General features: G+C 70.9%; 19 protein-coding genes and 1 pseudogene. 14 read left to right on the forward strand and 6 right to left on the reverse strand.

Features of this window, described 5'->3' with window-relative positions:
- Nucleotides 1–30: 30 nt before the first annotated feature.
- A complete protein-coding gene (locus SLP03_RS29160) occupies nt 31–765 on the reverse strand; it encodes a PIG-L deacetylase family protein (protein WP_319463859.1) in 735 nt (244 codons plus the stop codon).
- Nucleotides 766–1193: 428 nt separating this feature from the next.
- On the opposite strand from SLP03_RS29160, the gene SLP03_RS29165 reads away from it, so the two are divergent.
- The 5 genes from SLP03_RS29165 to SLP03_RS29185 all read left to right on the forward strand — a co-directional run bounded on the left by SLP03_RS29165 (nt 1194) and on the right by SLP03_RS29185 (nt 6945).
- Nucleotides 1194–2837 carry an ABC transporter substrate-binding protein gene (locus SLP03_RS29165; RefSeq protein ID WP_319463860.1) on the forward strand — a complete coding sequence of 548 codons (1644 nt, stop codon included), beginning with the start codon at nt 1194–1196 and terminating at the stop codon, nt 2835–2837.
- Nucleotides 2838–2984: 147 nt separating this feature from the next.
- A complete protein-coding gene (locus SLP03_RS29170; protein ID WP_319463861.1) occupies nt 2985–3911 on the forward strand; it encodes an ABC transporter permease in 927 nt (308 codons plus the stop codon).
- Complete coding sequence (locus SLP03_RS29175) at nt 3904–4884, forward strand: ABC transporter permease (protein ID WP_319463862.1); 981 nt, start codon at nt 3904–3906, stop codon at nt 4882–4884. Before SLP03_RS29170 ends, SLP03_RS29175 begins: the two co-directional genes overlap by 8 nt.
- A 26-nt stretch (nt 4885–4910) precedes the next feature.
- Nucleotides 4911–5939: an ABC transporter ATP-binding protein gene (locus tag SLP03_RS29180; protein WP_319463877.1), complete on the forward strand. Its 1029-nt coding sequence runs from the start codon at nt 4911–4913 to the stop codon at nt 5937–5939.
- Nucleotides 5932–6945, forward strand: coding sequence for a dipeptide ABC transporter ATP-binding protein (locus tag SLP03_RS29185; RefSeq protein ID WP_319463863.1), 1014 nt, complete (start codon nt 5932–5934; stop codon nt 6943–6945). The genes SLP03_RS29180 and SLP03_RS29185 overlap by 8 nt, the downstream gene beginning before the upstream one ends.
- A gap of 139 nt (nt 6946–7084) precedes the next feature.
- Here SLP03_RS29185 and SLP03_RS29190 read toward each other — a convergent pair whose 3' ends face one another.
- Nucleotides 7085–7438 (reverse strand): chorismate mutase, encoded by a 354-nt coding sequence (locus SLP03_RS29190; protein ID WP_319463864.1) that lies wholly within the window; start codon nt 7436–7438, stop codon nt 7085–7087.
- Between the two features lie 311 nt (nt 7439–7749).
- Between SLP03_RS29190 and pcrA the strand changes: the two genes are divergently transcribed.
- Nucleotides 7750–10152, forward strand: a complete 2403-nt coding sequence (gene pcrA / locus SLP03_RS29195) for a DNA helicase PcrA (protein WP_319463865.1) — start codon at nt 7750–7752, stop codon at nt 10150–10152.
- 64 nt (nt 10153–10216) lie between these two features.
- Here the strand turns inward: pcrA and SLP03_RS29200 are convergent, their stop codons facing one another.
- Nucleotides 10217–10993 (reverse strand): M23 family metallopeptidase, encoded by a 777-nt coding sequence (locus tag SLP03_RS29200; protein ID WP_319463866.1) that lies wholly within the window; start codon nt 10991–10993, stop codon nt 10217–10219.
- A gap of 262 nt (nt 10994–11255) precedes the next feature.
- Nucleotides 11256–11966: a M23 family metallopeptidase gene (locus SLP03_RS29205; RefSeq protein WP_319463867.1), complete on the reverse strand. Its 711-nt coding sequence runs from the start codon at nt 11964–11966 to the stop codon at nt 11256–11258.
- A gap of 385 nt (nt 11967–12351) precedes the next feature.
- On the opposite strand from SLP03_RS29205, the gene SLP03_RS29210 reads away from it, so the two are divergent.
- From SLP03_RS29210 to sucD, 3 genes are all read left to right on the forward strand, one after another.
- On the forward strand, nt 12352–12756 hold the full coding sequence (locus SLP03_RS29210) for a cobalamin B12-binding domain-containing protein (RefSeq protein ID WP_319463868.1): 405 nt from the start codon (nt 12352–12354) through the stop codon (nt 12754–12756).
- A gap of 613 nt (nt 12757–13369) precedes the next feature.
- Nucleotides 13370–14548: an ADP-forming succinate--CoA ligase subunit beta gene (gene sucC, locus SLP03_RS29215; protein WP_319463869.1), complete on the forward strand. Its 1179-nt coding sequence runs from the start codon at nt 13370–13372 to the stop codon at nt 14546–14548.
- Between the two features lie 2 nt (nt 14549–14550).
- Nucleotides 14551–15438 (forward strand): succinate--CoA ligase subunit alpha, encoded by an 888-nt coding sequence (sucD, locus tag SLP03_RS29220; protein WP_319463870.1) that lies wholly within the window; start codon nt 14551–14553, stop codon nt 15436–15438.
- Nucleotides 15439–15486: 48 nt separating this feature from the next.
- Here the strand turns inward: sucD and SLP03_RS29225 are convergent, their stop codons facing one another.
- Nucleotides 15487–15750, reverse strand: coding sequence for a DUF4190 domain-containing protein (locus SLP03_RS29225; protein ID WP_319463871.1), 264 nt, complete (start codon nt 15748–15750; stop codon nt 15487–15489).
- Nucleotides 15751–15909: 159 nt separating this feature from the next.
- On the opposite strand from SLP03_RS29225, the gene SLP03_RS29230 reads away from it, so the two are divergent.
- The gene (locus SLP03_RS29230) at nt 15910–17241 is read left to right on the forward strand and encodes a DUF6350 family protein (protein WP_319463872.1); all 1332 of its coding nucleotides are present in this window, start codon (nt 15910–15912) and stop codon (nt 17239–17241) included.
- Nucleotides 17242–17563: 322 nt separating this feature from the next.
- Here SLP03_RS29230 and SLP03_RS29235 read toward each other — a convergent pair whose 3' ends face one another.
- Nucleotides 17564–17860, reverse strand: coding sequence for a CD225/dispanin family protein (locus SLP03_RS29235; RefSeq protein ID WP_319463873.1), 297 nt, complete (start codon nt 17858–17860; stop codon nt 17564–17566).
- A gap of 179 nt (nt 17861–18039) precedes the next feature.
- Here SLP03_RS29235 and purN point away from each other — a divergent pair, with 179 nt between their 5' ends.
- From purN to SLP03_RS29255, 4 genes and pseudogenes are all read left to right on the forward strand, one after another.
- Entirely contained in the window at nt 18040–18660 is a 621-nt protein-coding gene (gene purN / locus SLP03_RS29240) for a phosphoribosylglycinamide formyltransferase (protein ID WP_319463874.1), read from the forward strand.
- Nucleotides 18657–20228 carry a bifunctional phosphoribosylaminoimidazolecarboxamide formyltransferase/IMP cyclohydrolase gene (purH, locus tag SLP03_RS29245; protein WP_319463875.1) on the forward strand — a complete coding sequence of 524 codons (1572 nt, stop codon included), beginning with the start codon at nt 18657–18659 and terminating at the stop codon, nt 20226–20228. Before purN ends, purH begins: the two co-directional genes overlap by 4 nt.
- 253 nt (nt 20229–20481) lie before the next feature.
- Nucleotides 20482–20961, forward strand: coding sequence for a hypothetical protein (locus SLP03_RS29250; RefSeq protein WP_319463876.1), 480 nt, complete (start codon nt 20482–20484; stop codon nt 20959–20961).
- A 191-nt stretch (nt 20962–21152) separates the two neighbouring features.
- A pseudogene (locus tag SLP03_RS29255) lies at nt 21153–22547 on the forward strand (glycosyl hydrolase); the annotation flags it as partial.

Consider the following 22547-nt stretch of genomic DNA (forward strand, 5'->3'; position numbering starts at 1 on the left):
CCGTCCGGGCGGGCCGGTGGCCGACTCCGGTCACTCGGTGCGGAGCACGGTGAACGCCTCGGCCAGCCGGCCGGCGGGCAGGCCGGCGTTGTCGGCCACCGTGGTGAGCCGGTCGCGTACCCAGGTCTCCACGGCCATGTGCGCGGTCTGCGAGCGGTGCGCCCGCATCGCGGCGATCTTCCGGTCGGCGTACCCGGTGACGTCCACGGCGTGGTCCGGGGCGGGCCCGCCGGCGTACCAGATCTCCCGGACCACCCACGGCTCCAGTCCTTCGGCCAGCAGTTCGGGGAAGGCGAAGGGGTTGCGCGCGTCCGGGTAGACCGCGCAGGTGGTGGCCTCGCCGACCGCCAGGTGGTCGGGGTGGCTCGGGCCGGCGAGGTGCTCCCAGCGGCGCAGCGGCGAGCTGGTGAGCACCCGGTCCGGCCGGAACCGCCGGATCGCCGCGGCGACCTGCCGGCGCAGGTCGAGGCTGGGGGTGAGCGTTCCGTCCGGGTGGCCGTCGAGGAAGTCGACCCGGTGTACGCCGACCGCGGCGCCGGCGGCCCGCTGTTCCTGTTCGCGCAGCCGGGGCATCTCCTCGCGCGGGGTGTCGTCGAAGCCGCCGGAGCCACCCCGGGTGACGATGAGGTACGCGACCTCGATGCCCTCCTCCACCCAGCCAGCGATGGTGCCCGCACAGCCGAAGTCGACATCATCCGGATGGGCAAATACGGCCAGCGCCCGGCAGACGTCGGGCAGGGCCGGAGCGGAGGCAGGGAAGCTCACGGGGACCGAGCTTACGTGCCGTTCTCGTCCGACGTGAGCGTGTTTTTCCTGTTCAGGGCAGTGCAATTCGCGTGTTTCATGATCTTTTCTCAGGTATCGGCAACGTGGCGACCAACTAACGGCTTGATAACGGCACCTTCACGTAATGGGCCGGTGGGTGTCACAGTGGCAACACCTCACCCCCGGTGTGGGGCACCCCGTCGGGCCCGCCGACCACGTGACGCCTCTTTCGTCGCGGAACGTGGCCGTCGACCCTGCGCGGTGCCGCTCGGCGAGGGTGCGGTGCCCGGCGGATCGGTACCCCTGAGGTGTCCCGATTTCCTCTGCGGTAAACCGCCGACCTGTGGTTCGGGCCGGCGGCGGCGTCACCCCCCATGCGTGCGTGAAACTCACGACGGAACCAGGTTAGAAAGAGGAGGCCCCTCGGTATGAGAGTCTCGAAGCGAGCGAGCGGTGCCCTGGCGGTGGGCGCGGCATTCGCGCTCGTCGCGTCCGGCTGCTCGAGCGGCGACAAGAGCGGCGGCGGATCCGGCGCGAGCGCTGACGGCGCGATCGTCATCGACGGCGGCCAGCCGGAGAACCCTCTGGTTCCGGCGAACACCACCGAGACCCAGGGTGGCAAGATCCTCGACTGGCTGTTCACTGGCCTGGTCGAGTACCCGAACAACGGTGGCGCGCCGCAGAACGCGCTGGCCGAGTCGATCGACACGACCGACTCCAAGGTCTTCAAGATCAAGATCAAGCCGAACACGAAGTTCCACGACGGCAGCACCGTCAAGGCCGAGAACTTCGTCAAGGCCTGGAACTGGGCGGCGTACGGGCCGAGCGGCGCGCAGAACGCCAGCTTCTTCGCCGACATCCAGGGCTTCAACGACGTCTACACCGAGGACCCGGACGGCCCGGACGGCCCGAAGAAGGCCCCGGAGCCGAAGGCCAAGGAGATGTCCGGCCTCAAGGTCGTCGACGAGACCACCTTCGAGGTCACGCTCGCCGCGCCGACCGCCGTGTTCCCGACCAAGCTCGGCTACAGCGCCTTCATGCCGCTGCCGGACGTGTTCTTCACGCAGACGCCGGCAGAGTTCGGCAAGAAGCCGGTCGGTAACGGCCCGGCCAAGTTCGTGTCGTGGCAGGACGACGTCGAGATCAAGCTGACCCGCTTCGACGACTACAGCCTGCGCGACAAGATGCACATCAAGGACGTCACCGTCAAGCTCTACCAGGACGACACGGCGGCCTACAACGACCTGGTCTCCGGCAACCTGGACTTCCAGCAGCAGGTCCCGGTCTCCTCGCTGGCCGGCGACAAGTGGAAGACCGACCTGGGCGACCGGGCCATCACTTCCACCACCCCATCGACCGGCATCATCGCCTTCCCGATCTACGACAAGCGCTTCCAGAACCCGAAGCTGCGTGCCGCGATCTCTCACGCCATCAACCGGCAGGAGATCACCGACAAGATCTTCTTCGGTAACCGCAAGCCGGCCGACAGCTGGGCCAACCCGCTGACCCCGGGCGCCGCGCCGAACAACTGCACCGCCTGCGTGTTCGACGTGGCCAAGGCCAAGCAGCTCCTCACCGAGGCCGGTGGCTTCCAGGGCAAGCTGACCCTGTCGTACAACGCGGACGCCAGCCACAAGGAGTGGATGGAGGCCGTCGCCCAGCAGATCAAGACCAACCTGGGCATCGACGCCGTCGCCACCGGCGTGCCGACCTTCGCGGTCTTCCGGGCCAACATCAACGCCCACAAGATGACCGGCGCCTACCGGGCCGGCTGGCAGCAGGACTACCCGGACGTGGAGAACTGGGTCAACCCGCTCTACGTGACCGGTGGCTCCTCGAACGACGGCCAGTACAGCAACCCGAAGGTCGACGCCCTTGCCAAGGAGGCCTCCTCGGCTCCCAGCATCGACGAGTCGCACAAGAAGTTCGCTGAGGCCGTCAAGATCATTGACGAGGACGTTCCGTCGATGCCGATCTACTTCGGTGGCCAGCAGTCCGGCCGCTCGGACAAGATCAAGAAGATGGAACTGAACAACGTCGGCGAACTCGACATCACCTCGGTCGAGCTCTGATCCGAACGGTCTGACCCCGGGTCGGGCTCGCCTACCGGTGAGCCCGACCCGGGGCCGTTCCGCGAGGGGGTGTACAACAAACCCCTCGCACGTTGTCACCACCGTGTCGGCTGCCCCCGACGCGTTCCCTGTCTGGAGGACCACCCCATGGGCCGTTATCTCTTGAGACGGCTACTGCAACTCGTCCCGGTGTTCATCGGTACGACGTTCCTGATCTACTGGCTCGTCTGGTCGGTGCCGGGCGACCCCTTCGCCGGCAAGTGCGGCGACCGAGGTTGCCCGCCCAACTTCCGAGCGATGATGACCGAGAAGTACCATCTCGACCAGTCGATCTGGGTGCAGTACGCCAGCTACATGAAGAACCTTTTCCAGGGTGACTTCGGTATCACGTTCAGCGGTCGTTCGATCAACGACATCATCGTGACGTCGTACCCCAACACCCTGAAGCTGGCAGTTGTCGCGCTCTCCATCGAGGCCGTTATCGGCCTCGGCGCCGGCGTGCTGACCGGTCTCCGACGCAACGGCTTCCTGGACAACCTGGTCCTGGTCTCCACCCTCTTCCTGATCGCGCTGCCGGTCTTCGTGGTCGGCTTCGTGCTGCAGTGGTTCTTCGGCGTCAAGTGGGGCATCGTCCACCCGACGGTCTCCAACGAGATGCGCTTCTCCGAGCTGCTCCTTCCGGGCTTCGTGCTCGGCAGCGCCTCGATGGCGTACATCGCCCGGGTGGCGCGGACCAGCATCGCGGAGAACCGCCGCGCCGACTACGTCCGCACCGCCATCGCCAAGGGCCTGCCCATGCGCCGGGTGGTGGGTGTGCACCTGCTGCGCAACTCGCTGATCCCGGTCGTCACCCTCCTCGGCACCGACCTGGGCGCCCTGATGGGTGGCGCCATCGTCACCGAGGGCATCTTCGGCATCAACGGGATCGGCCGCCAGGTCCTCCGGGCCATCGTCACCAAGGAGAGCGCTACGGTTGTCTCCATCGTGGTGGTCCTGGTGCTCGTCTATCTCCTGATGAACCTGCTGGTGGACCTGCTCTACGCCGCCCTTGACCCGAGGATCCGCTATGAGTGACCCGAGTGCCGCTTCCATGGTCAGCACCCCCCGTCCCGAGCAGCCGACCGAGTTCGGCGCGCCGACGAACGCCGGCCTGCCGGAGAGCGCGCAGAAGCAGACGAAGCCGCGCGGCCTGCTGGGCGACGCCTGGCGGGACCTGCGCCGCAAGCCGCTGTTCTGGATCTCCGCGGCGTTCATCCTCCTGTTCGTGGTGATGTCCGCGTTCCCGTCGCTGTTCACCTCCGGCGACGCGGTGAACGGCGCGCTGTCCCGCAGCCGGGTGGAGCCGTCGGCCGACGCCTGGTTCGGCTACGACGTGCAGGGCCGGGACGTGTACGCCCGGACGATCTACGGGGCTCGTGCCTCGATCGTGGTGGCCCTGCTCTCCACCTTCGGCACGCTGCTGATCGGTGGCGCGATGGGCATCATCGCCGGTTACAAGGGTGGCTGGGTCGACGGTCTGCTCTCCCGGGTGGCCGACATCTTCTTCGGCCTGCCCTTCGTGCTCGGCGCGATCGTCATCCTGACCACGTTCAACGGCGCGGGCACGGACAACAACGAGTGGAAGATCATGGGCCTGGTGATCATGTCGCTGGTGGTCCTGAGCTGGCCGGTCGTGATGCGGCTGATGCGCTCCTCAGTGCTGGCCACCAAGGAGGCCGACTACATCGTGGCGGCCCGGGCGCTCGGCGCCGGCAGCGGCCGGATCATCCTCAAGCACCTGCTGCCGAACTGCCTCGCGCCGCTGCTGGTCTACGGGACGATCATGGTCGGTTCGTTCATCGGCGCCGAGGCCACCCTGTCCTTCCTGGGCATCGGGCTGAAGACCCCGGTCGTCAGCTGGGGCATCATGATCAGTGAAGCGCAGAACTACCTCCGGGTCTCGCCCTTCCTGCTCTTCTTCCCCTCCGCGTTCCTCGTCACCGCCGTGCTCAGCTTCGTGATGCTCGGCGAAGCGGTCCGCGAAGCCCTCGATCCGAAACTTCGCTAGGGGAGACTGAGTTGTCCGACATTCTCGTGTCCGAGCAGTCCGCTGCGGGCGTCGGTGGATCCGGCCGCCCCTTCGGCCGCCTGCTCGAGGTCGAAGATCTCCGGGTGGAGTTCCGCACCCGGGACGGCGTCGCCAAGGTCATCAACGGAGTCACGTACCACGTCAACGCGGGAGAGACCCTCGCCGTGCTCGGCGAGTCCGGCTCCGGCAAGAGCGTCACCGCGCAGACCATCATGGGCATCCTGGACACCCCGCCGGGCTTCGTCACCGGCGGCCAGGTCCGCTTCCACGGCAAGGACATGCTCAAGATGTCCGCCGAGGAGCGCCGCCGCATCCGCGGCGAGGGCATCGCGATGATCTTCCAGGACTCGCTCTCCGCGCTGAACCCGGTCTTCACCGTCGGGTTCCAGATCGCCGAGCAGTTCCGCATCCGGCGCGGCTTGGGCCGCGCGGACGCCAAGAAGCGCGCGATCGAGATGCTCGACCAGGTCAAGATCCCGAACGCCAAGGGTCGGTACAGCAACTACCCGCACCAGTTCTCCGGCGGTATGCGGCAGCGCGCGATGATCGCGATGTCGCTGGCGCTCGACCCGGAGGTGCTGATCGCGGACGAGCCGACCACCGCGCTGGACGTGACCGTGCAGGCCCAGATCATGGACCTGCTCGGCGAGCTCCAGCGGGAGCGGCAGATGGGCATGATCCTGATCACCCACGACCTCGGCGTGGTCGCCGACGTCGCGGACCGGATCGCGGTCATGTACGCCGGCCGGATCGTCGAGGAATCCGACGTGTACGACCTGTACGCCAAGCCGGCGCACCCGTACACCCTCGGCCTGCTCAACTCGATCCCGCGGATGGACGAGAAGGGGCAGGAGCTCCGGACCATCAAGGGCCTGCCGCCGAACCTGATGAACATCCCGCCGGGCTGCCCGTTCAACCCGCGCTGCCCGATGGCGCAGCCGGTGTGCCGGGAGAAGGTGCCCCCGCTGCTGCAGATCGGCCGCGCTCGGGCCAGCGCCTGCCACTTCGCCGAGGAGCTCGTGAACCGTGACTGAGAACATCATCGAGGTCCGTAACCTGGTCAAGCACTACCCCGTCACCCGCGGGATCGTGTTCAAGAAGACCATCGGTCAGGTCAAGGCGGTCGACGGCGTCTCCTTCGAACTGAAGGCCGGCGAGACCCTGGGCGTCGTGGGCGAGTCCGGCTGCGGCAAGTCGACGCTGGCCCGGGTCCTGATGAACCTGGAGAAGCCGACCGCCGGCAGCGTGCACTACAAGGGGCAGGACATCTCCAAGCTCTCCGGCGGGGCGCTGCGGCGACTGCGCCGGCAGATCCAGCTGGTGATGCAGGACCCGTACACCTCGCTGAACCCCCGGATGACGGTGGGTGACCTGATCGGCGAGCCGTTCGAGATCCACTCCGAGGTGGCCCCGAAGGGCAGCCGCCGGGGCAAGGTCAAGGAGCTGCTCGACCTGGTCGGCCTCAACCCGGAGCACATCAACCGGTACCCGCACCAGTTCTCGGGTGGCCAGCGGCAGCGCATCGGCATCGCCCGGGCGCTGGCGCTGCGGCCGGAGGTCATCGTCTGCGACGAGCCGGTCTCGGCCCTGGACGTGTCGATCCAGGCGCAGGTGATGAACCTGCTGGAGAAGCTCCAGAACGAGTTCGGGCTGTCGTACGTCTTCATCGCCCACGACCTCTCGGTCGTGCGCCACCTCTCCGACCGGGTCGCCGTGATGTACCTGGGCAAGATGGTGGAGGTCGGCACCGAGGACGAGATCTACGAGCGGCCCACCCACCCGTACACCCAGGCGCTGCTCTCGGCGGTGCCGGTGCCGGACCCGACGCTGCGGGACAACAAGGCGATCATCCGGCTCACCGGTGACGTCCCCTCCCCGGTGAGCCCGCCCTCGGGCTGCCGGTTCCGCACCCGCTGCTGGAAGGCGCAGGACGTCTGCGCCGAGCACGTTCCGCTGCTGGAGATCCGGCGGGGCTCGGACCACCCGAGCGCCTGCCACTTCGCGGAGAAGCGACAGATCGTCGCCACCCACGGGGCGTGATCCGTCCGGACCGCCTGCCGGCGTCAGCTCGACGCCGGCAGGCGGTTCGTCGTATCCGGGCCCGGTCGCGCCGGCGCGGCCACCGTCCGGCGCCGGCATCCCTTCCGGTACGCCGGCAGCGCGGTGATCCGGGCGTCCCTCACAGCGGGCCGCGGCCGGCGCGGAGCAGCAGCAGCGCGAGCTGCGTCCCGTCCGCGCCCAGCGCCTGCCGGAACCGCTCCAGGATCTCCCGCTCGCGGGAGAGCACCAGGCGGGTGCCGCCGGAGGCGAGCCGGGTGGCCCCCACCTCCTGGGAGAGCGCGGCCCGCTCCTGCCACAGGTCGATGATCGTCCGGTCGATCTCGTCGATCCGCTCCCGGATCGCCACGATCCGCTCGGCGGCCGCCGAGTCGCCGGTGCCGGTCCGGGCGGTCGCGGCCGCCGTCGGACCCGTGTCGGCCCGGTCGTGGTTCTTCGCCAGGCTGCCGCTCTGCTCCGCCACGTCAGTCATCATCGTCGTACCCCTCGGGTGTCGGGCCCGGTGCCCGGATCCCGGGACGAAAAAGCCCCGGGCTCTCCGAGCCCGGGGCTTTTCGCAGGTCTTGTGATCAGGCGCGACCTACGGCTGCCGGACTCCCGGTGCCGTAGTAAAAGTAGAAGCGCTGACCGAACACGTCGTCGAGTATGCCGACCACCGGCCGGGGCGCGCAAGGATTCCCGCCAAGAGGTGGGACGGGGCACGTTCCCGCCCTGGATGACGGCTTCGTCTCGTAGGGGCGTGCGCGGGCGGGAAGTGTCCGTCCGGCGGCATAGACTCGCCGTGCGATGCATCCTCTCTTCGACATCCCCGCGTCCCCGCCCGCGCCGGAGCCCCGGCCGACCCCGCCGCACCGGTCCGGGTCCGCCGCCCGGCTGGATCCGCAGGCCCTCCTCGCCGGGCTGAACGGTCCGCAGCGCGACGCCGTCACCCACGCCGGTTCGCCCCTGCTAATCGTGGCCGGCGCCGGCTCCGGCAAGACCCGGGTGCTGACCAACCGGATCGCGTACCTGCTCGCCGCGCGGGACGTCCACCCGGGCGAGATCATCGCGATCACCTTCACCAACAAGGCCGCCGGCGAGATGAAGGAGCGGGTGTCCGCCCTGGTCGGGCCGCGGGCCCGACTGATGTGGGTGTCGACCTTCCACTCGGCCTGCGTCCGGATCCTGCGCGCCGAGCACGAGCACGCCGGACTGAAGTCGACGTTCTCGATCTACGACGCCGACGACTCGCGCCGGCTGATGCAGATGGTGGCCCGGGAGCTCGACCTCGACCCGAAGCGCTACCCGGCGCGTGGGCTCGCCGCCCAGGTCTCCAACCTCAAGAACGAGCTGGTCGACCCGGAGGCGTTCGCCGCCCGGGCCAAGGGGCCCAACGAGCGGGCGCTGTCGGAGGCCTACACGCTCTACCAGCGGCGGCTGCGCGAGGCGCACGCGCTGGACTTCGACGATCTGATCATGACGACGGTGCACCTGCTCCAGTCGCACCCGCACGTCGCGGAGAGCTACCGCCGCCGGTTCCGGCACGTCCTGGTGGACGAGTACCAGGACACCAACCACGCCCAGTACGTGCTGATCAAGGAGCTGGTCGCCGGCACCGAGGGGATCGAGCCGGCCGAGCTCTGCGTGGTCGGCGACGCCGACCAGTCGATCTACGCGTTCCGGGGCGCGACCATCCGCAACATCCTGGAGTTCGAGCGGGACTTCACCGACGCCCGGACGATCCTGCTGGAGCAGAACTACCGGTCCACCCAGACCATCCTCAACGCCGCCAACGCGGTGATCGACCGGAACACCTCGCGCAAGCCCAAGCGGCTCTGGAGCGACGCCGGGGCCGGCGAGCAGATCGTCGCCTACGTCGCCGACACCGAGCACGCCGAGGCGGACTGGGTGGCCCGGGAGATCGACCGGCTGGCCGACGACGGCGAGACCCGTCCTGGCGACGTCGCGGTCTTCTACCGCACCAACGCCCAGTCCCGGGTCTTCGAGGAGGTGTTCATCCGGGTCGGCCTGCCGTACAAGGTGGTCGGCGGGGTGCGCTTCTACGAGCGCAAGGAGGTCCGCGACGCGCTGGCCTACCTGCGCGCGGTGGTCAACGACGACGACACCGTCAGCCTGCGCCGGATCCTCAACACCCCGCGCCGGGGCATCGGCGACCGGGCCGAGGCATGCGTGGAGGCGCTCTCCAGCCGGGACCGGATCTCCTTCGGGGCGGCGCTGCGCCGGGCCAAGGACGCGCCGGGCATCTCCACCCGGGCGGCGAACGGCATCGCCGACTTCGTCACGCTGCTCGACGGGGCCCGGGAGCTGGCCGAGACCGGCACCCCGGAGGAGGTGCTGGAGGCGCTGCTGACCCGTTCGGGCTACCTGACCGAGCTGGAGGAGAGCCTCGACCCGCAGGACGCCGGCCGGGTGGACAACCTCCAGGAGCTGGTCAGCGTCGCCCGGGAGTACACCGAGCGGATCGAGGCGCTGGGCGAGGAGGGGGAGCGGGCCACCCTGGCCGGCTTCCTGGAGCAGGTCGCGTTGGTCGCCGACGCCGACCAGATCCCCTCCGACGACCCGGACCACCAGGGCGTGGTCACCCTGATGACCCTGCACACCGCCAAGGGCCTGGAGTTCCCGGTGGTCTTCCTGACCGGCCTGGAGGACGGCGTCTTCCCGCACCTGCGCTCGCTCGGCGACACCCGCGAGCTGGAGGAGGAGCGCCGGCTGGCGTACGTGGGCATCACCCGGGCCCGGCAACGGCTCTACCTGTCCCGGTCGGTCACCCGCTCGGCCTGGGGGCAGCCGGCCTACAACCCGCCGTCGCGGTTCCTGGAGGAGCTGCCGCCGGATCTGGTCCGGTGGGAGCGCACCGAGGGGTCGTACACCTCGTGGGCCGGCGGGGGCGGCGGCGTCGGCGGCCGGGCGGACCGCGCGCCCGGCGGGCGGGGCGGCTTCACCGGGGGCACCCCGAAGGCGGCGCAGCTGGCGAAGCGGCTCGGCGTGGACGGCAGCCGGCTGGCCACCGCGAGCGAGCTGCCCCAGGGGCCGAAGGTGGCGGCCGGTGACCGGGTCAACCACCAGCGCTACGGTCTGGGCCGGGTGCTCGCCGTGGAGGGGCACGGCCCGGGCGCCCGGGCACAGATCAACTTCGGCGACCAGACCATGTGGCTGGTCCTGCGGCACGCCCCGATCGACAAGCTCTGAACCGCGATGAAGGGCCCGGCCCGGCACACCGCCGGACCGGGCACTTCGTTGTGTTACGCGGCCGTCAGCAGGTCACGTCGATGCCCCGGGCGCGCAGGAACGGCGCCGGGTCGATCTGGTTCCACATCGCGCCCTTGTGCACCTCGAAATGCAGGTGCGGGCCGGTGGCGTCGCCGGTGGCGCCCTCGTAGCCGATCACCTCGCCGGCGCTGACCTTCTCGCCCACGCTGACCGCGATGCGGCTCTGGTGGGCGTAGTGGGTCAGGTAGCCGTTGCCGTGGTCGATGAAGACCGAGTTGCCGTACCCGTCGCCGACGTCGCCGGCCTTGACCACGGTGCCCGCGGCGGCGGCGTGGATCGGGGTGCCCTCGGGCATCGCGAAGTCGATGCCGGCGTGCAGGGTGCCCCACCGCTGCCCGTAGCAGGAGGTGATCTCGGCGCCCCTCATCGGGATGACCCAGGAGGGCTTCGGCTTGGCGGCCTTCTTCGGCTTCGGCTTGGCGGTGGCCGCCTTCTTCGTCGGCTTCGGGCTGGCCGTCGATGGGCTCGGCGACGGGTTGGCCGGCGTCGCGGACGGGGTGACCGGGGCGGTCGACTCGCGGACAGACCGGTCGGCGCGGGCGGCTGCCTCGGCGCGGCCCTGGGCGTCGAAGTCGACGGCGGCGGGGGTCGGTGCGCCGTGGTCCGCGGTCGCGACGGAGACGCCGCCGAGGCCGAGGCCGATCAGGGCGACCGCACCGACGACGAAGTATGTGGTGCGCCGACCCGTCCGCCGGTGCGACCGGTGCCGGGTGGGGATGTCCTGGGTGTTCTCGTTCTGGTCGGAGCTGTCTTCCTGCACGGCGGACCTTCACAGTCGAGGGGGCACTTGACCTCGAAATACTGGTGTCGGCCCGGTGGCTGCCGGGTAGGGGCTCCGGGGACCGGTCGGTACTGCTGACGACTCCCGCCCGGTTCCATCCCGTTCCGGGCGTTCTGACCCGGAGAAGGATCATGCCCTGCCGTGTCTCCGCTCACACTCGCGGCTGTGACCCGGCAGACTTAGGACCAACGAAAACCGCCCGGATCGCATGATCCGGGCGGTGAACGGGCGATACGCAGCGTCAGGAACCGGCTACCTCGCTGTAGATTGCCTCGACTTGCAGCTTGATGTCCACTCCGCGGTCCTCGAGCCACGGCACCGGGTCCAACGGCTGCCCGTTGACATGGATCTCCAGGTGCAGGTGGGAGCCGTAGGAGTGGCCCGTGTTGCCGACCAGGCCGAGCTGGTCGCCGGCCTTGACCTGCTGGCCCTCCGTGACGCTCACCGCGGAGGAGTGGCCGTAGATGGCCTCGCTGCCGTCCGGGTGCTGGACGATGACCGCGTACCCGTAGCCGCCGAACCAGCCGGCCTTGGTGACCGTGCCGGCGTGGATCGCGACGTACGGGGTGCCCTCCGGGGTGACCAGGTCGACGCCGGTGTGCAGCTTGCCCCAGCGCATGCCGTAGGGGGACTCGAAGTCGTAGCCCTGCAGGGGGAGCAGCCAGACGTCCTGCTCGGCCCCGGCCTTGGCGACCCGGGTGTCCCGGGTGGCCCGGTCGGCGGCGTCGGCGCGGGCGGCCGCGTCCTGGCTGGTGATCGAGGCCTGCTTCAGCTCGTCGAGCACCGACGGGCTGACGCTCTTGGCGTCCGGGAGGGCGTTCGCGCCGAGCGCGACGATGCCGGCGCCGACGAACGCGGTGGTGACGACCGCGGCATAGCGGCTCCGCGGGGGGGTGGGTACGCGGCGGCGACCGCGATATCTATCGGGCTCAGACGACAGGCGCTGGCGCACGCACACCCTCCGTTGTCGGGGTTCCGATGCGGTCGGCCGGCGCCCGTGAAACTCGGGTGAATGTCGGCTGGCCGCGTCGTCACCCGTCCGTGGACCTGATGACAACCGTGGTCACGTTAGCCAACTGCCACTCCAGTCACAAGCCGAAGCGCGGAATTGGCCTTTCATTCTGTCCCTTTCCGTCCACTGATGTCATAGCTCGTGCCGCCAGACGGGGGCCCGGTGACCACCCGTTCGTCGCGCACAGTGACCGTTCGGCGGAGGCGTCCGGCTTCCGAGCGGTGCCTTCGGAGGCTATGGGTGCAGCCCGGGTTCCCGGTCCCGGGGCGGCCGGGTTACCGTTCGTTCAGGTGATAGCTGCGGAGCCGGTGAAAGGTGTGCGCTGATGAGCTCTCGTATTCGGGTCGTCGTCGCGAAGCCCGGCCTGGACGGCCACGACCGGGGCGCGAAGGTGGTCGCGCGCGCCCTGCGGGACGCCGGCATGGAGGTCATCTACACGGGCCTGCACCAGACCCCTGAGCAGATCGTGGAGACCGCGATCCAGGAGGACGCCGACGCGGTCGGCCTCTCCGTCCTCTCCGGGGCGCACATGACCCTCTTCAAGCGGGTGCTGGAGCTGCTCGGCGAGCGGGACGCCCGGGACATCGTGGTCTTCGGTGGCGGCATCATCCCGAACGCCGACCTCCCCGAGCTGGAGCGGCTCGGCGTGGCCAAGATCTTCACGCCGGGCGCCACCACCCAGTCGATCGTCGAGTGGGTCCGGCAGAACGTCGCCCAGCCGGTCGCCTGACCCCACGCGGGGCCGTCGACGGTGGTGCCGTCGCGGGTGGTTCGCCGCGGGGGAGGTCGCACCCGGCGGCCGTGCGGGCGGGTCGGACCGGGACGCGGGCAGGGGGAAGGGCCGGACGCACCCCTCACACGCCCGGCCCTTCTATGCACGATGCCCCGCCGCCACCCCTCGACCGACAGGGCATCGGCCGCTCCCGTCATCGCGCTGATCAGCGCTCCGACATCAGACTCAACGACGCCCCCACGGCGGGGTTACGCATCTTCCGCAACATCCCCCGCACGGCTGACCTGACGATCGTGTGCGGGCGTGGCGGATGCAGAAGGCCTTCTTCGGCACCGGCTTCACCGCCACGGTCAACTTCGCCGACCGGTCGGAGCAGGAGATCATGGCAGCGGTGGTCCGCTACTTGGCCGGCCGCTGTCGGGTGGCCTGACAGTTCGGACCGGCGGCTGTGCATTACCGCACACCCCGCACCCGCTCGGTTGCCGCCGGTTCCCATCTCGTTAGGCTGCGGCAAATGACCTGTCTCATCTGATGACAGGCGTCAAACTGATTTTCCAACGCTGGTGGCGGCGCGAGGGCGCGCCGCGGAGACGGGACGGGACGCGCAATCGTGGACCTGTACGAGTACCAGGGGCGGGACCTGTTCGAGCGGCACGGGTTGCCCGTGCTCGCCGGCGGCGTCGCCACTACCCCGGAGGAGGCCCGCGCGATCGCCGAACGCCTCGGCGGTCGGGTGGTCGTCAAGGCGCAGGTGAAGGTCGGCGGCCGAGGCAAGGCCGGCGGCGTCAAGCTGGCTGAGGGCCCGGATGAGGCGGTGGCCCGGGCCACCGACATCCTCGGCATGGACATCAAGGGCCACACGGTCCACAAGGTCATGATCACCGTGACCGCGGACGTGGCCGAGGAGTACTACTTCTCGTACCTGCTCGATCGGGCGAACCGCACCTTCCTCTGCATCGCCAGTGTCGCTGGCGGTATGGACATCGAGCAGGTCGCCGCCGAGACCCCGGACAAGGTGGTCAAGGCCCCGATCGACGCCAACACCGGCGTGGACGAGGCGAAGGCCCGCGAGATCGTGACCGCCGCCGCCTTCCCGGCCGAGGTCGCCGACCAGGTCGTCGACATCGCGGTCAAGCTGTGGCAGGCGTTCGTCGCCGAGGACGCCACGCTGATCGAGGTGAACCCGCTCGCCAAGAACGCGGACGGCAAGCTGCTGCTGCTCGACGCCAAGGTCACCCTCGACGAGAACGCCGCCTTCCGGCACCCGGACCACGAGGCCCTGGTCGACCAGGCCTCGGTGGACCCGCTGGAGCAGGCCGCCAAGGAGAAGGACCTCAACTACGTCAAGCTCGACGGCGAGGTCGGCATCATCGGCAACGGCGCGGGTCTGGTCATGTCCACCCTCGACGTGGTCGCGTACGCCGGTGAGCGGCACGGCGGCGTCAAGCCGGCGAACTTCCTCGACATCGGCGGCGGCGCGAGCGCCGCGGTGATGGCGAACGGCCTCGAGATCGTCCTGTCCGACCCGTCGGTGAAGAGCGTCTTCGTGAACGTCTTCGGCGGCATCACCGCCTGCGACGAGGTCGCCAACGGCATCATCCAGGCGCTGGGGCTGCTCGAGCAGCGGGGCGAGCAGGTCACCAAGCCGCTCGTCGTCCGCCTCGACGGCAACAACGCCGAGGCCGGTCGGGCGATCCTCGACGGCGCGAACAACCCGCTCGTGCAGCGGGTGGACACCATGGATGGAGCGGCCGAGCGGGCCGCCGAGCTGGCAGCTGCGGGGGTCTGATCATGGCTATCTGGCTGACCAAGGACTCCAAGGTCATCGTTCAGGGGATGACCGGTTCCGAGGGTTCCAAGCACACCCGGCGGATGCTCGCCGCCGGCACCAACGTGGTCGGCGGCGTCAACCCGCGCAAGGCAGGCCAGAAGGTCGACTTCGACGGCACCGAGCTGCCGGTCTTCGCGTCCGTCGCGGACGCGATGAAGGAGACCGGGGCCGACGTCACGGTCATCTTCGTGCCCCCGCAGTTCACCAAGGGCGCCGTCGTCGAGGCGATCGACGCCGGCATCGACCTGGCCGTGGTGATCACCGAGGGCGTCCCGGTGCACGACACCGCCGCCTTCTGGGCGTACAACGTGGCCAAGGGCGAGCGGACCCGGATCATCGGGCCGAACTGCCCGGGCATCGCCTCGCCGGGCGCCTCCAACGCCGGCATCATCCCGGCCGACATCACCGGCACCGGTCGGATCGGCCTGGTCAGCAAGAGCGGCACGCTGACCTACCAGATGATGTACGAGCTGCGCGACATCGGCTTCTCGAGCTGCGTGGGCATCGGCGGTGACCCGATCATCGGGACCACCCACATCGACGCCCTGGCCGCGTTCGAGGCCGACCCGGAGACCGACGCCATCGTGATGATCGGTGAGATCGGTGGCGACGCCGAGGAGCGGGCCGCCGAGTTCATCAAGGCCAACGTCACCAAGCCGGTGGTCGGCTACATCGCCGGTTTCACCGCGCCGCCCGGCAAGACCATGGGTCACGCCGGCGCGATCATCTCCGGCTCGGCGGGTACCGCCGAGGGGAAGCAGCAGGCCCTTGAGGCCGTCGGCGTGAAGGTCGGCAAGACGCCGACCGAGACCGCCAAGCTGATGCGGGAGATCATGTCCGCCGGCTGAGCCCGGACGGGACGTATCGAGGGGGTCGACCGGAAGCGGTCGGCCCCCTCACCTGTACCAGTACATGTTGTGGCCGCTGGCCCGCCAGATCACGCTGCCGATGATGTTGATCACGCCGAACGCGATGGCCAGGTAGCCGAGCACCGGTGACTTGCCGAACCGCTTCGCGTCCCGGATCGAGAGCCAGCCGAACACGATGCCGATGATGCCGCAGCAGATCAGGCCGAGGACGATGCCCAGTACGCCCCAGAGCGTGGTCCGGTCCCGGCCGGCGGCCGGCGGCGGTGGTGGCGGCGGATACGGAGCGTTCACGGCTTCCTCCGAGCGGTCATTGCCACGACAGGAAAGGTCGCGTCCTGGGCCGAGGCTAAACCCGATCGGGACCGGGAAGTCGATGGATCACCGAACTCGCCGTCGTCCGGGGGCGGTATCGGACCGCCGCCGCCGGTGCGGCATGCCAGAGTAGAGCCGATGTCACCCGTCACCCCTGACCAGCCTCGCCGCCCCGCCGCCGGAGTCGCCGCCGACACCCGGCCGCCCGGCCGCGCCCGGCCGGCGTCCCGGGTGCCGGCACACCGGTCGGGGGAGGCGCCGCGCGGCCGGGCGCCGCTGCCCGTCGCCGCCGGCGTGGCGGCCGGGTGGGCGGCGCTCACCTCCCTGCTGCCGGTCACCGTCGTGCTCGGCCTGGCCCAGCTCAGCGAGGGCGCCGGATCGCTGCCGGGCGCGTTGCGCGCCGGTCTGGCCGGTTGGCTGCTCGGCCACGGGGTGCCGCTGGAGACCACCGCCGGCCCGCTCGGCCTGGCGCCGCTGGCGCTGGCCGCGCTGGCGATCTGGCGACTGACCCGGGCCGGGGTACACGTCAGCCGGGCCATCGGCGCCCGCGCCGGTCGCTCGCCGCGGCAGGCGCTCACCGTCGCGGTCGCGGTCGGCATCGGGTACGCGCTGCTCGGCGCCCTCGCCGCGATCGTCGTCGGCGCGGGCGGCCCGCGGGTGTCCCCGGTCCGGGCGGCGGTCACCTTCGCGATCTTCGGCGCGCTGTCGGCGCTGGTCGGCGCGCTGCGCACCACGGGCGTGTCGGCGCTGCTGGCCCGGCGTTCCCCGCCGCCGCTGCGGGACGGGGTGCGGACCGGGCTGGTCGCCGGGCTGCTGCTGCTCGGCGCGGGCGCCGGGGCGGCCGGCCTGTCGGTGGCGACCGGGGGAGGCGACGCCGCCGACATGATCGGGGCGTACCGCACCGGGGTGGCCGGTCAGGCGGGCATCACCCTGGTCAGCCTCGCGTACGCGCCGAACGCCACCGTCTGGTCGGCCGCCTACCTGCTCGGCCCCGGGTTCGCCGTCGGTACCGACACGGCGGTGCGGACCAGCGAGGTCTCCGTCGGCGCGCTGCCAGCCGTACCGCTGCTGGCCGGGCTGCCGCGCGGGCCGGTCGACGGGCTCGGCGCCGGCCTGCTCGCGGTGCCGGTGCTGGCCGGGATGGCCGCCTGCTGGCTGCTCGCCCGGCGGCTGCTCCGGCTGGCCGCCGAGGACCGGGCGGTTCTCGGCTGGGGTCCGCTGCTCGCGTCGGCGGCGCTCGCCGGACCGGTCGCCGGCCTGCTGCTCGGCGCGGCGGCAGCCGCCTCCGGCGGGCCGCTCGGCGGTGGCCGGCTGGTCGAGGTCGGTCCGGTGCCCTGGCAGGTGGCCGGGGTGGCCACCGCGGTCGTCGCCGTCGGGGCGCTGCTCGGCGCCGCCGCCACCAAGCTCCTCGCTCGCTCGCCGGCTGCCGATCCGACCCCGCGCCGCCCCGCGCCCGCCGTCCGGCCCTGACCGCCGCACGCCGTTTCCGGTTGCCCGGTGCCGACCGCTGTCTGCCGGCCACCGGCCGGTGGCGCACTCCGGACACGGCGAGGGGCGCCCGGACGGATCCGGACGCCCCTGGTCGAGCCGGGTCAGGAGAAGTTGCTCCAGTTCATGACGCCGACGGCGGCGTTGATGATGCCGAGCACCACGCCGATCGCACCGCAGATCAGACCCGCCTTGGCCTGGCCCGCGTTGCTCGCCAGGCCCACCCGTAGGGCTGCCCCGACGTCGGCTGACCGTAGGGCTGGCCGGAGGTGGGCTGACCGTAGGGCTGGCCCGAGGTCGGCTGTCAGTAGGTCGAGTTTCTGCCAGTCATCATTCCGCCGACGCCCAGGGCGATGCAGCACACGATCGAGATCACCCAGGCGATGATGCCGATGATGAGGGCCAGCTTCGACCACTTCTTCGACTCGGCGGCGGCCGCCTGGGCGCCCGCGTAGTCACCCTGCTGGAGCAGCGGGTTCACCTTGGACGCGTTGATGATGGCCGGGATGGCCAACGGCCAGAACAGGAAGATGGCGACGATCGACATCGTCATGTTGTTGTCGATCTGGGGCGGCTGCTGCTGCGGGTAACCGGGCTGCATGAGGCGTACTCCTCGTTCCATCGGCACGACGTGGGTCCGGTTCACTGACGGGTGCGGGGCCGGGCGTACGCCTGACACCGAGCGACCGGCAGCGTATCGTGCCCGGGCCACCCGGGTGATCACCCGAAGCGGCCGTGCCCGAGCGCTGGACGCCCTGACCTGCCCGATAAGGTGGCCGCGTGACCGAGCCCGCGTCCGTCGCCCGTCTCGTCGTCCTCGTTTCCGGCTCCGGCAGCAACCTCCAGGCGCTGCTGGACGCCGCCGTCGACCCGGCGTACGGGGCCCGGGTGGTCGCCGTGGGTGCCGACCGGGACGGGATCGCCGGCCTGGACCGGGCCGCCGCCGCGGGGGTGCCGACCTTCGTCGACCGGCTGAAGGACCACCCGACCCGGGAGGACTGGGACCGGGCGCTCACCGCGCACGTCGCGGAGCATCGGCCGGACCTGGTGATCAGCGCCGGCTTCCTCAAGCTGGTCGGGCCGCACTTCCTGGCCGCGTTCGGCGACCGCTACCTCAACACGCACAACACCCTGCTGCCGGCGTTCCCCGGCATCCACGGTCCCCGGGACGCCCTCGCCTACGGCGTGAAGGTCACTGGAGCCACCCTCTTCTTCGTTGACGCCGGGATGGACACCGGCCCGATCGTCGCCCAGGTCGCCGTGCCGGTGCTGACCGACGACGACGAGGAGACGCTCACCGAGCGCATCAAGGAGGCCGAGCGGCGCCAGCTCGTCGAGCAGGTCGGTCGGCTGGTCCGTGAAGGTTGGACGATCACCGGAAGAAAGGTCACGGTCCCGTGAGTTCCACTCAGGACGAGCGCCGCCCGATCCGGCGGGCGCTGGTCAGCGTCTACGACAAGACCGGCCTGGTCGAGCTGGCCCGGGCCCTGCACGCCGGCGGCGTGGAACTCGTGTCGACCGGCAGCACCGCGTCGACGATCGCCGGCGCGGGCGTGCCGGTGACCGCGGTGGAGCAGGTGACCGGCTTCCCGGAGATCCTCGACGGCCGGGTCAAGACGCTGCACCCGAAGATCCACGGCGGTCTCCTCGCCGACCTGCGCAAGGACGCGCACGCGGCCCAGCTCGACGAGCACGGCATCGCCGGGATCGACCTGCTGGTCTCCAACCTCTACCCGTTCCAGGCCACGGTCGCCTCCGGCGCGTCGCAGGACGAGTGCGTCGAGCAGATCGACATCGGCGGGCCGGCGATGGTCCGGGCCGCCGCCAAGAACCACGCCTCGGTCGCCGTGGTGACCGACCCGGGGGCGTACCCGGCACTGCTGGCCGCGCTCGGCGAGGGTGGCTTCACGCTGGCCCAGCGTCGGGCGCTCGCCGCCCGCGCGTTCGCCGACATCGCCGAGTACGACGTGGCGGTCGCCGAGTGGTTCGCCGCGACCCTGGCCCCGGCCGCCGACGGGTGGCCGGAGTTCGCCGGGCTGGCGCTGCGCCGCCAGGCGGTGCTGCGCTACGGCGAGAACCCGCACCAGGCGGCGGCGCTCTACACCGACCCGGCCAGCCCGCCCGGGCTGGCCCAGGCCGAGCAGCTGCACGGCAAGGAGATGTCCTACAACAACTACGTCGACGCAGACGCCGCCTGGCGGGCCGCGAACGACTTCCCCGAGCAGCCCGCCGTGGCGATCATCAAGCACGCCAACCCGTGCGGCATCGCGGTCGGCGCGGACGTCGCCGAGGCGCACCGCCGGGCGCACGCCTGCGACCCGGTGTCGGCGTACGGCGGGGTGATCGCGGTGAACCGTCCGGTGAGCGTGGAGCTGGCCCGGCAGGTCTCCGAGATCTTCACCGAGGTGCTGGTCGCGCCCGGGTTCGACGAGGGCGCCGTGGAGGTCCTCCAGGGGAAGAAGAACATCCGGCTGCTGCGCGCCCCGGAGTTCGACCCGCTGCCGGCCGAGTGGCGGCAGGTCACCGGCGGGGTCCTGGTCCAGCTGCGGGACCGGCTTGACGCGGCGGGTGACGACCCGGCGAACTGGCGGCTGGCCACCGGCGAGGCGGCCGACGAGGCGACCCTGCGGGACCTCGCCTTCGCTTGGCGGGCGGTGCGCGCGGTGAAGAGCAACGCGATCCTGCTGGCCAAGGGGGGCGCCACCGTCGGCGTGGGCATGGGCCAGGTGAACCGGGTCGACTCGGCGCAGCTCGCGGTCAGCCGGGCCGGCGCGGACCGGGCCCGCAGGTCGGTCTGCGCCTCGGACGCGTTCTTCCCGTTCGCCGACGGGCCGAAGATCCTGATCGAGGCGGGCGTCCGGGCGATCGTCCAGCCCGGCGGCTCGATCCGCGACGAGGAGGTCATCGCCGCGGCGAAGGAGGCCGGGGTGACCATGTACCTCACCGGCACTCGCCACTTCTTCCACTGACACAGGACCAGAGAGGGGAGGACGTGGCCAGGCCGCGTCCTCCCCTCTTCTTGACTCTCCACTCGGGACCGGCGCGCCCGGCGGACCGCTGGCCAGTCGAAAGTACAACCGCCAAGCCGTTGCCCGGCGGCAAGCACTGTTGCTAGCGTGGTCCTCGCCTCGCTCGATCGACCCCTCGCCGGCCGACTCCCGCCCGCCGTCGTCATCGCGGCCCGCCCGACCGGCACGCCTTCCTCGTACCGACAGGTTGCCAATGCGCGTGCTCGACCGGTTGACCGCCGTCGCCGTCGCGATGGCGTTCGTCCTGATCGGCCTGGGCGCCCCCGCCTCCGCGGAGACCCACCTGCCCGGCGCGGTGGTCACCGCCGCGCACCGGTCGATCGTCCACGGCGAGCCGCACGTCGGTCCTCCGGACGCGCGGCACATCGCCGCCCCGGTCACCACGCCGCACCGTCCCGCTCCGCCGCCCGGCGACCCCCGGGCCGTGATGGACCGCCTGGGGCGCCCCGACGCTCCGTCGAATCCACGGCTGCAGGTCGCCGGCGGGCCCTGCGGTGACCACCGCGCCGGCGTCGGTCCCACCGACGGACCGGACGATCTCCTCCTCGGCGTGCCCGTGCGCGTCGGTGGCACGCCGGTCTCGGTCGTCGCCCCGACCCGCTACCGGCAGCCGGCCGTCCCGCTGCCTCCCCGCGGCACCCTGCCCACCCGGGCCCCACCGGCCACCGCCTGACCCTCTCCGCACCCGCGCCGCGCGCGTCCAACGGGTGTGACACGCCCGTCGATGCGGGCGCTGTGCAGTAAGGAGAGTGTCATCCGGACTGTGACCGTCCGATCACGAAAACGCCATGGCCCGCCATCCGCCGCCATGGTCTCCCTCCCCGGGCCACCCGCCCGGGACCCCTTGAATCCTGGAGGATTCACATGTCGAAGTTCCGCTGGCGCAAGCCGGCGACAATCGCGGGCGCGCTGGTGCTGACCGCCGCGCTCGGTGGCGTCGCGGCCACCAACCACGACGTCCGCGAGGCCCTCGGCCTCGCCCAGGAGCCCGGCGCCAACCTGCCCTGGCACCCCCGGGAGCTCGCCGAGATGGCGGCCGGGGAGAACTCGGCCGAGGCCGGCGAGGAGGCCTTCGAGGCCCGGGTCATCGCCGAGCAGTTCGCCCAGGCGCGCTCCGCGCCGGGGATCGTCGCGCCAGGCGCGTACGCCAACGCGTTCAGCCAGCTCAACGGCCTACCGGCCAGCAAGGGCAGCTGGCGCGAGGTCACGAAGATCAAGTATGACGGGGACGACCCCCGCTACCGCGACTACGCTTCCAACTCCTCCGGTGGCGCCGGCCTGGTCACCGGCCGGATCACCGGCCTCGCGGCCGACAACAGCGGTTACGTCTATGCGGCCGGCGCCGACGGCGGCGTGTGGCGGTCCTCGACCGGCGGCGGGAGCTGGACGCCGATCACGGACCGGCTGCCCACCCTGTCCAGCGGCGACGTGGTGCTCGCCGCCGACGGCTCGCTCTGGTACGCCACCGGCGAGGCGAACACCGGCGCCACCTCGTACGTCGGCGCGGGCGTCTACCGGCTCGCCAACCCGAAGTCCGGTCAGTTCAGCGCGAGCGACCGGGTCGGCGGAACCGAGCTGGAGAGCTCGGTCATCAACAAGCTCCGGTTCTTCGACGGCAAGGTCTGGGCCGCCACCAACCGGGGCCTCTACTCGCACTCGATGACCAGCACCTCTGGGGCGTGGAAGTTCGAGTTCGCGCCGAACCCGAGCTACCTGCCGGGCGGGGCGAACGCCGGTACGGCCAACGCGGCCTACAAGAACATCGTCAACGACGTGGCCCAGGACCCGCGCAACCCGAAGCACGTCGTGGTCGCCTCGGCCTGGCGGTCCGGCGACACCTACAACGGCTTCTACGAGACCGCCGACTACACCGCCGGGGGCTGGACCAAGGTCAACCCGGGCGGGGCCATGCCGGCCAACGACATCGGCTACGTGACGTTCGCGTTCTCCGCCGACGGCGGCAAGCTGTACGCGATCAACCAGTCGCCGACCCTGCTGAACAAGCCGGCCGGCAACGTCAACAGCTACCTCGACGGCATCTACGTCTCCAACACCGGCTCCCCGGCCGGCCCGTGGAACAAGATCGCCGACTCGTCGAAGCTGGGCAACTCGGGCTCGGCGCTCAAGCAGACCGTGATCGGCAAGGGCTACGGCCCGGGCATCCAGGCCTGGTACAACCAGTTCCTCACCGTCGACCCGGCCAACCCGAACCACATCTGGGCCGGCCTGGAGGAGGTCTACGAGTCGACCGACGCGGGC

Source organism: Micromonospora sp. RTP1Z1 (genome assembly GCF_033804685.1).
In the GTDB taxonomy this organism is placed as follows: domain Bacteria; phylum Actinomycetota; class Actinomycetes; order Mycobacteriales; family Micromonosporaceae; genus Micromonospora.

Excerpts from the sequence above, each read along its gene's own strand:
- sucD (WP_319463870.1), top strand. The coding sequence starts at position 14,551 with ATGGCTATCTGGCTGACCAAGGACTCCAAGGTCATCGTTCAGGGGATG.
- SLP03_RS29190 (WP_319463864.1), bottom strand. The coding sequence starts at position 7,438 with ATGATGACTGACGTGGCGGAGCAGAGCGGCAGCCTGGCGAAGAACCAC.
- SLP03_RS29250 (WP_319463876.1), top strand. The coding sequence starts at position 20,482 with ATGCGCGTGCTCGACCGGTTGACCGCCGTCGCCGTCGCGATGGCGTTC.
- SLP03_RS29230 (WP_319463872.1), top strand. The coding sequence starts at position 15,910 with ATGTCACCCGTCACCCCTGACCAGCCTCGCCGCCCCGCCGCCGGAGTC.
- SLP03_RS29210 (WP_319463868.1), top strand. The coding sequence starts at position 12,352 with ATGAGCTCTCGTATTCGGGTCGTCGTCGCGAAGCCCGGCCTGGACGGC.
- SLP03_RS29165 (WP_319463860.1), top strand. The coding sequence starts at position 1,194 with ATGAGAGTCTCGAAGCGAGCGAGCGGTGCCCTGGCGGTGGGCGCGGCA.
- SLP03_RS29235 (WP_319463873.1), bottom strand. The coding sequence starts at position 17,860 with ATGCAGCCCGGTTACCCGCAGCAGCAGCCGCCCCAGATCGACAACAAC.
- SLP03_RS29170 (WP_319463861.1), top strand. The coding sequence starts at position 2,985 with ATGGGCCGTTATCTCTTGAGACGGCTACTGCAACTCGTCCCGGTGTTC.
- SLP03_RS29175 (WP_319463862.1), top strand. The coding sequence starts at position 3,904 with ATGAGTGACCCGAGTGCCGCTTCCATGGTCAGCACCCCCCGTCCCGAG.
- pcrA (WP_319463865.1), top strand. The coding sequence starts at position 7,750 with ATGCATCCTCTCTTCGACATCCCCGCGTCCCCGCCCGCGCCGGAGCCC.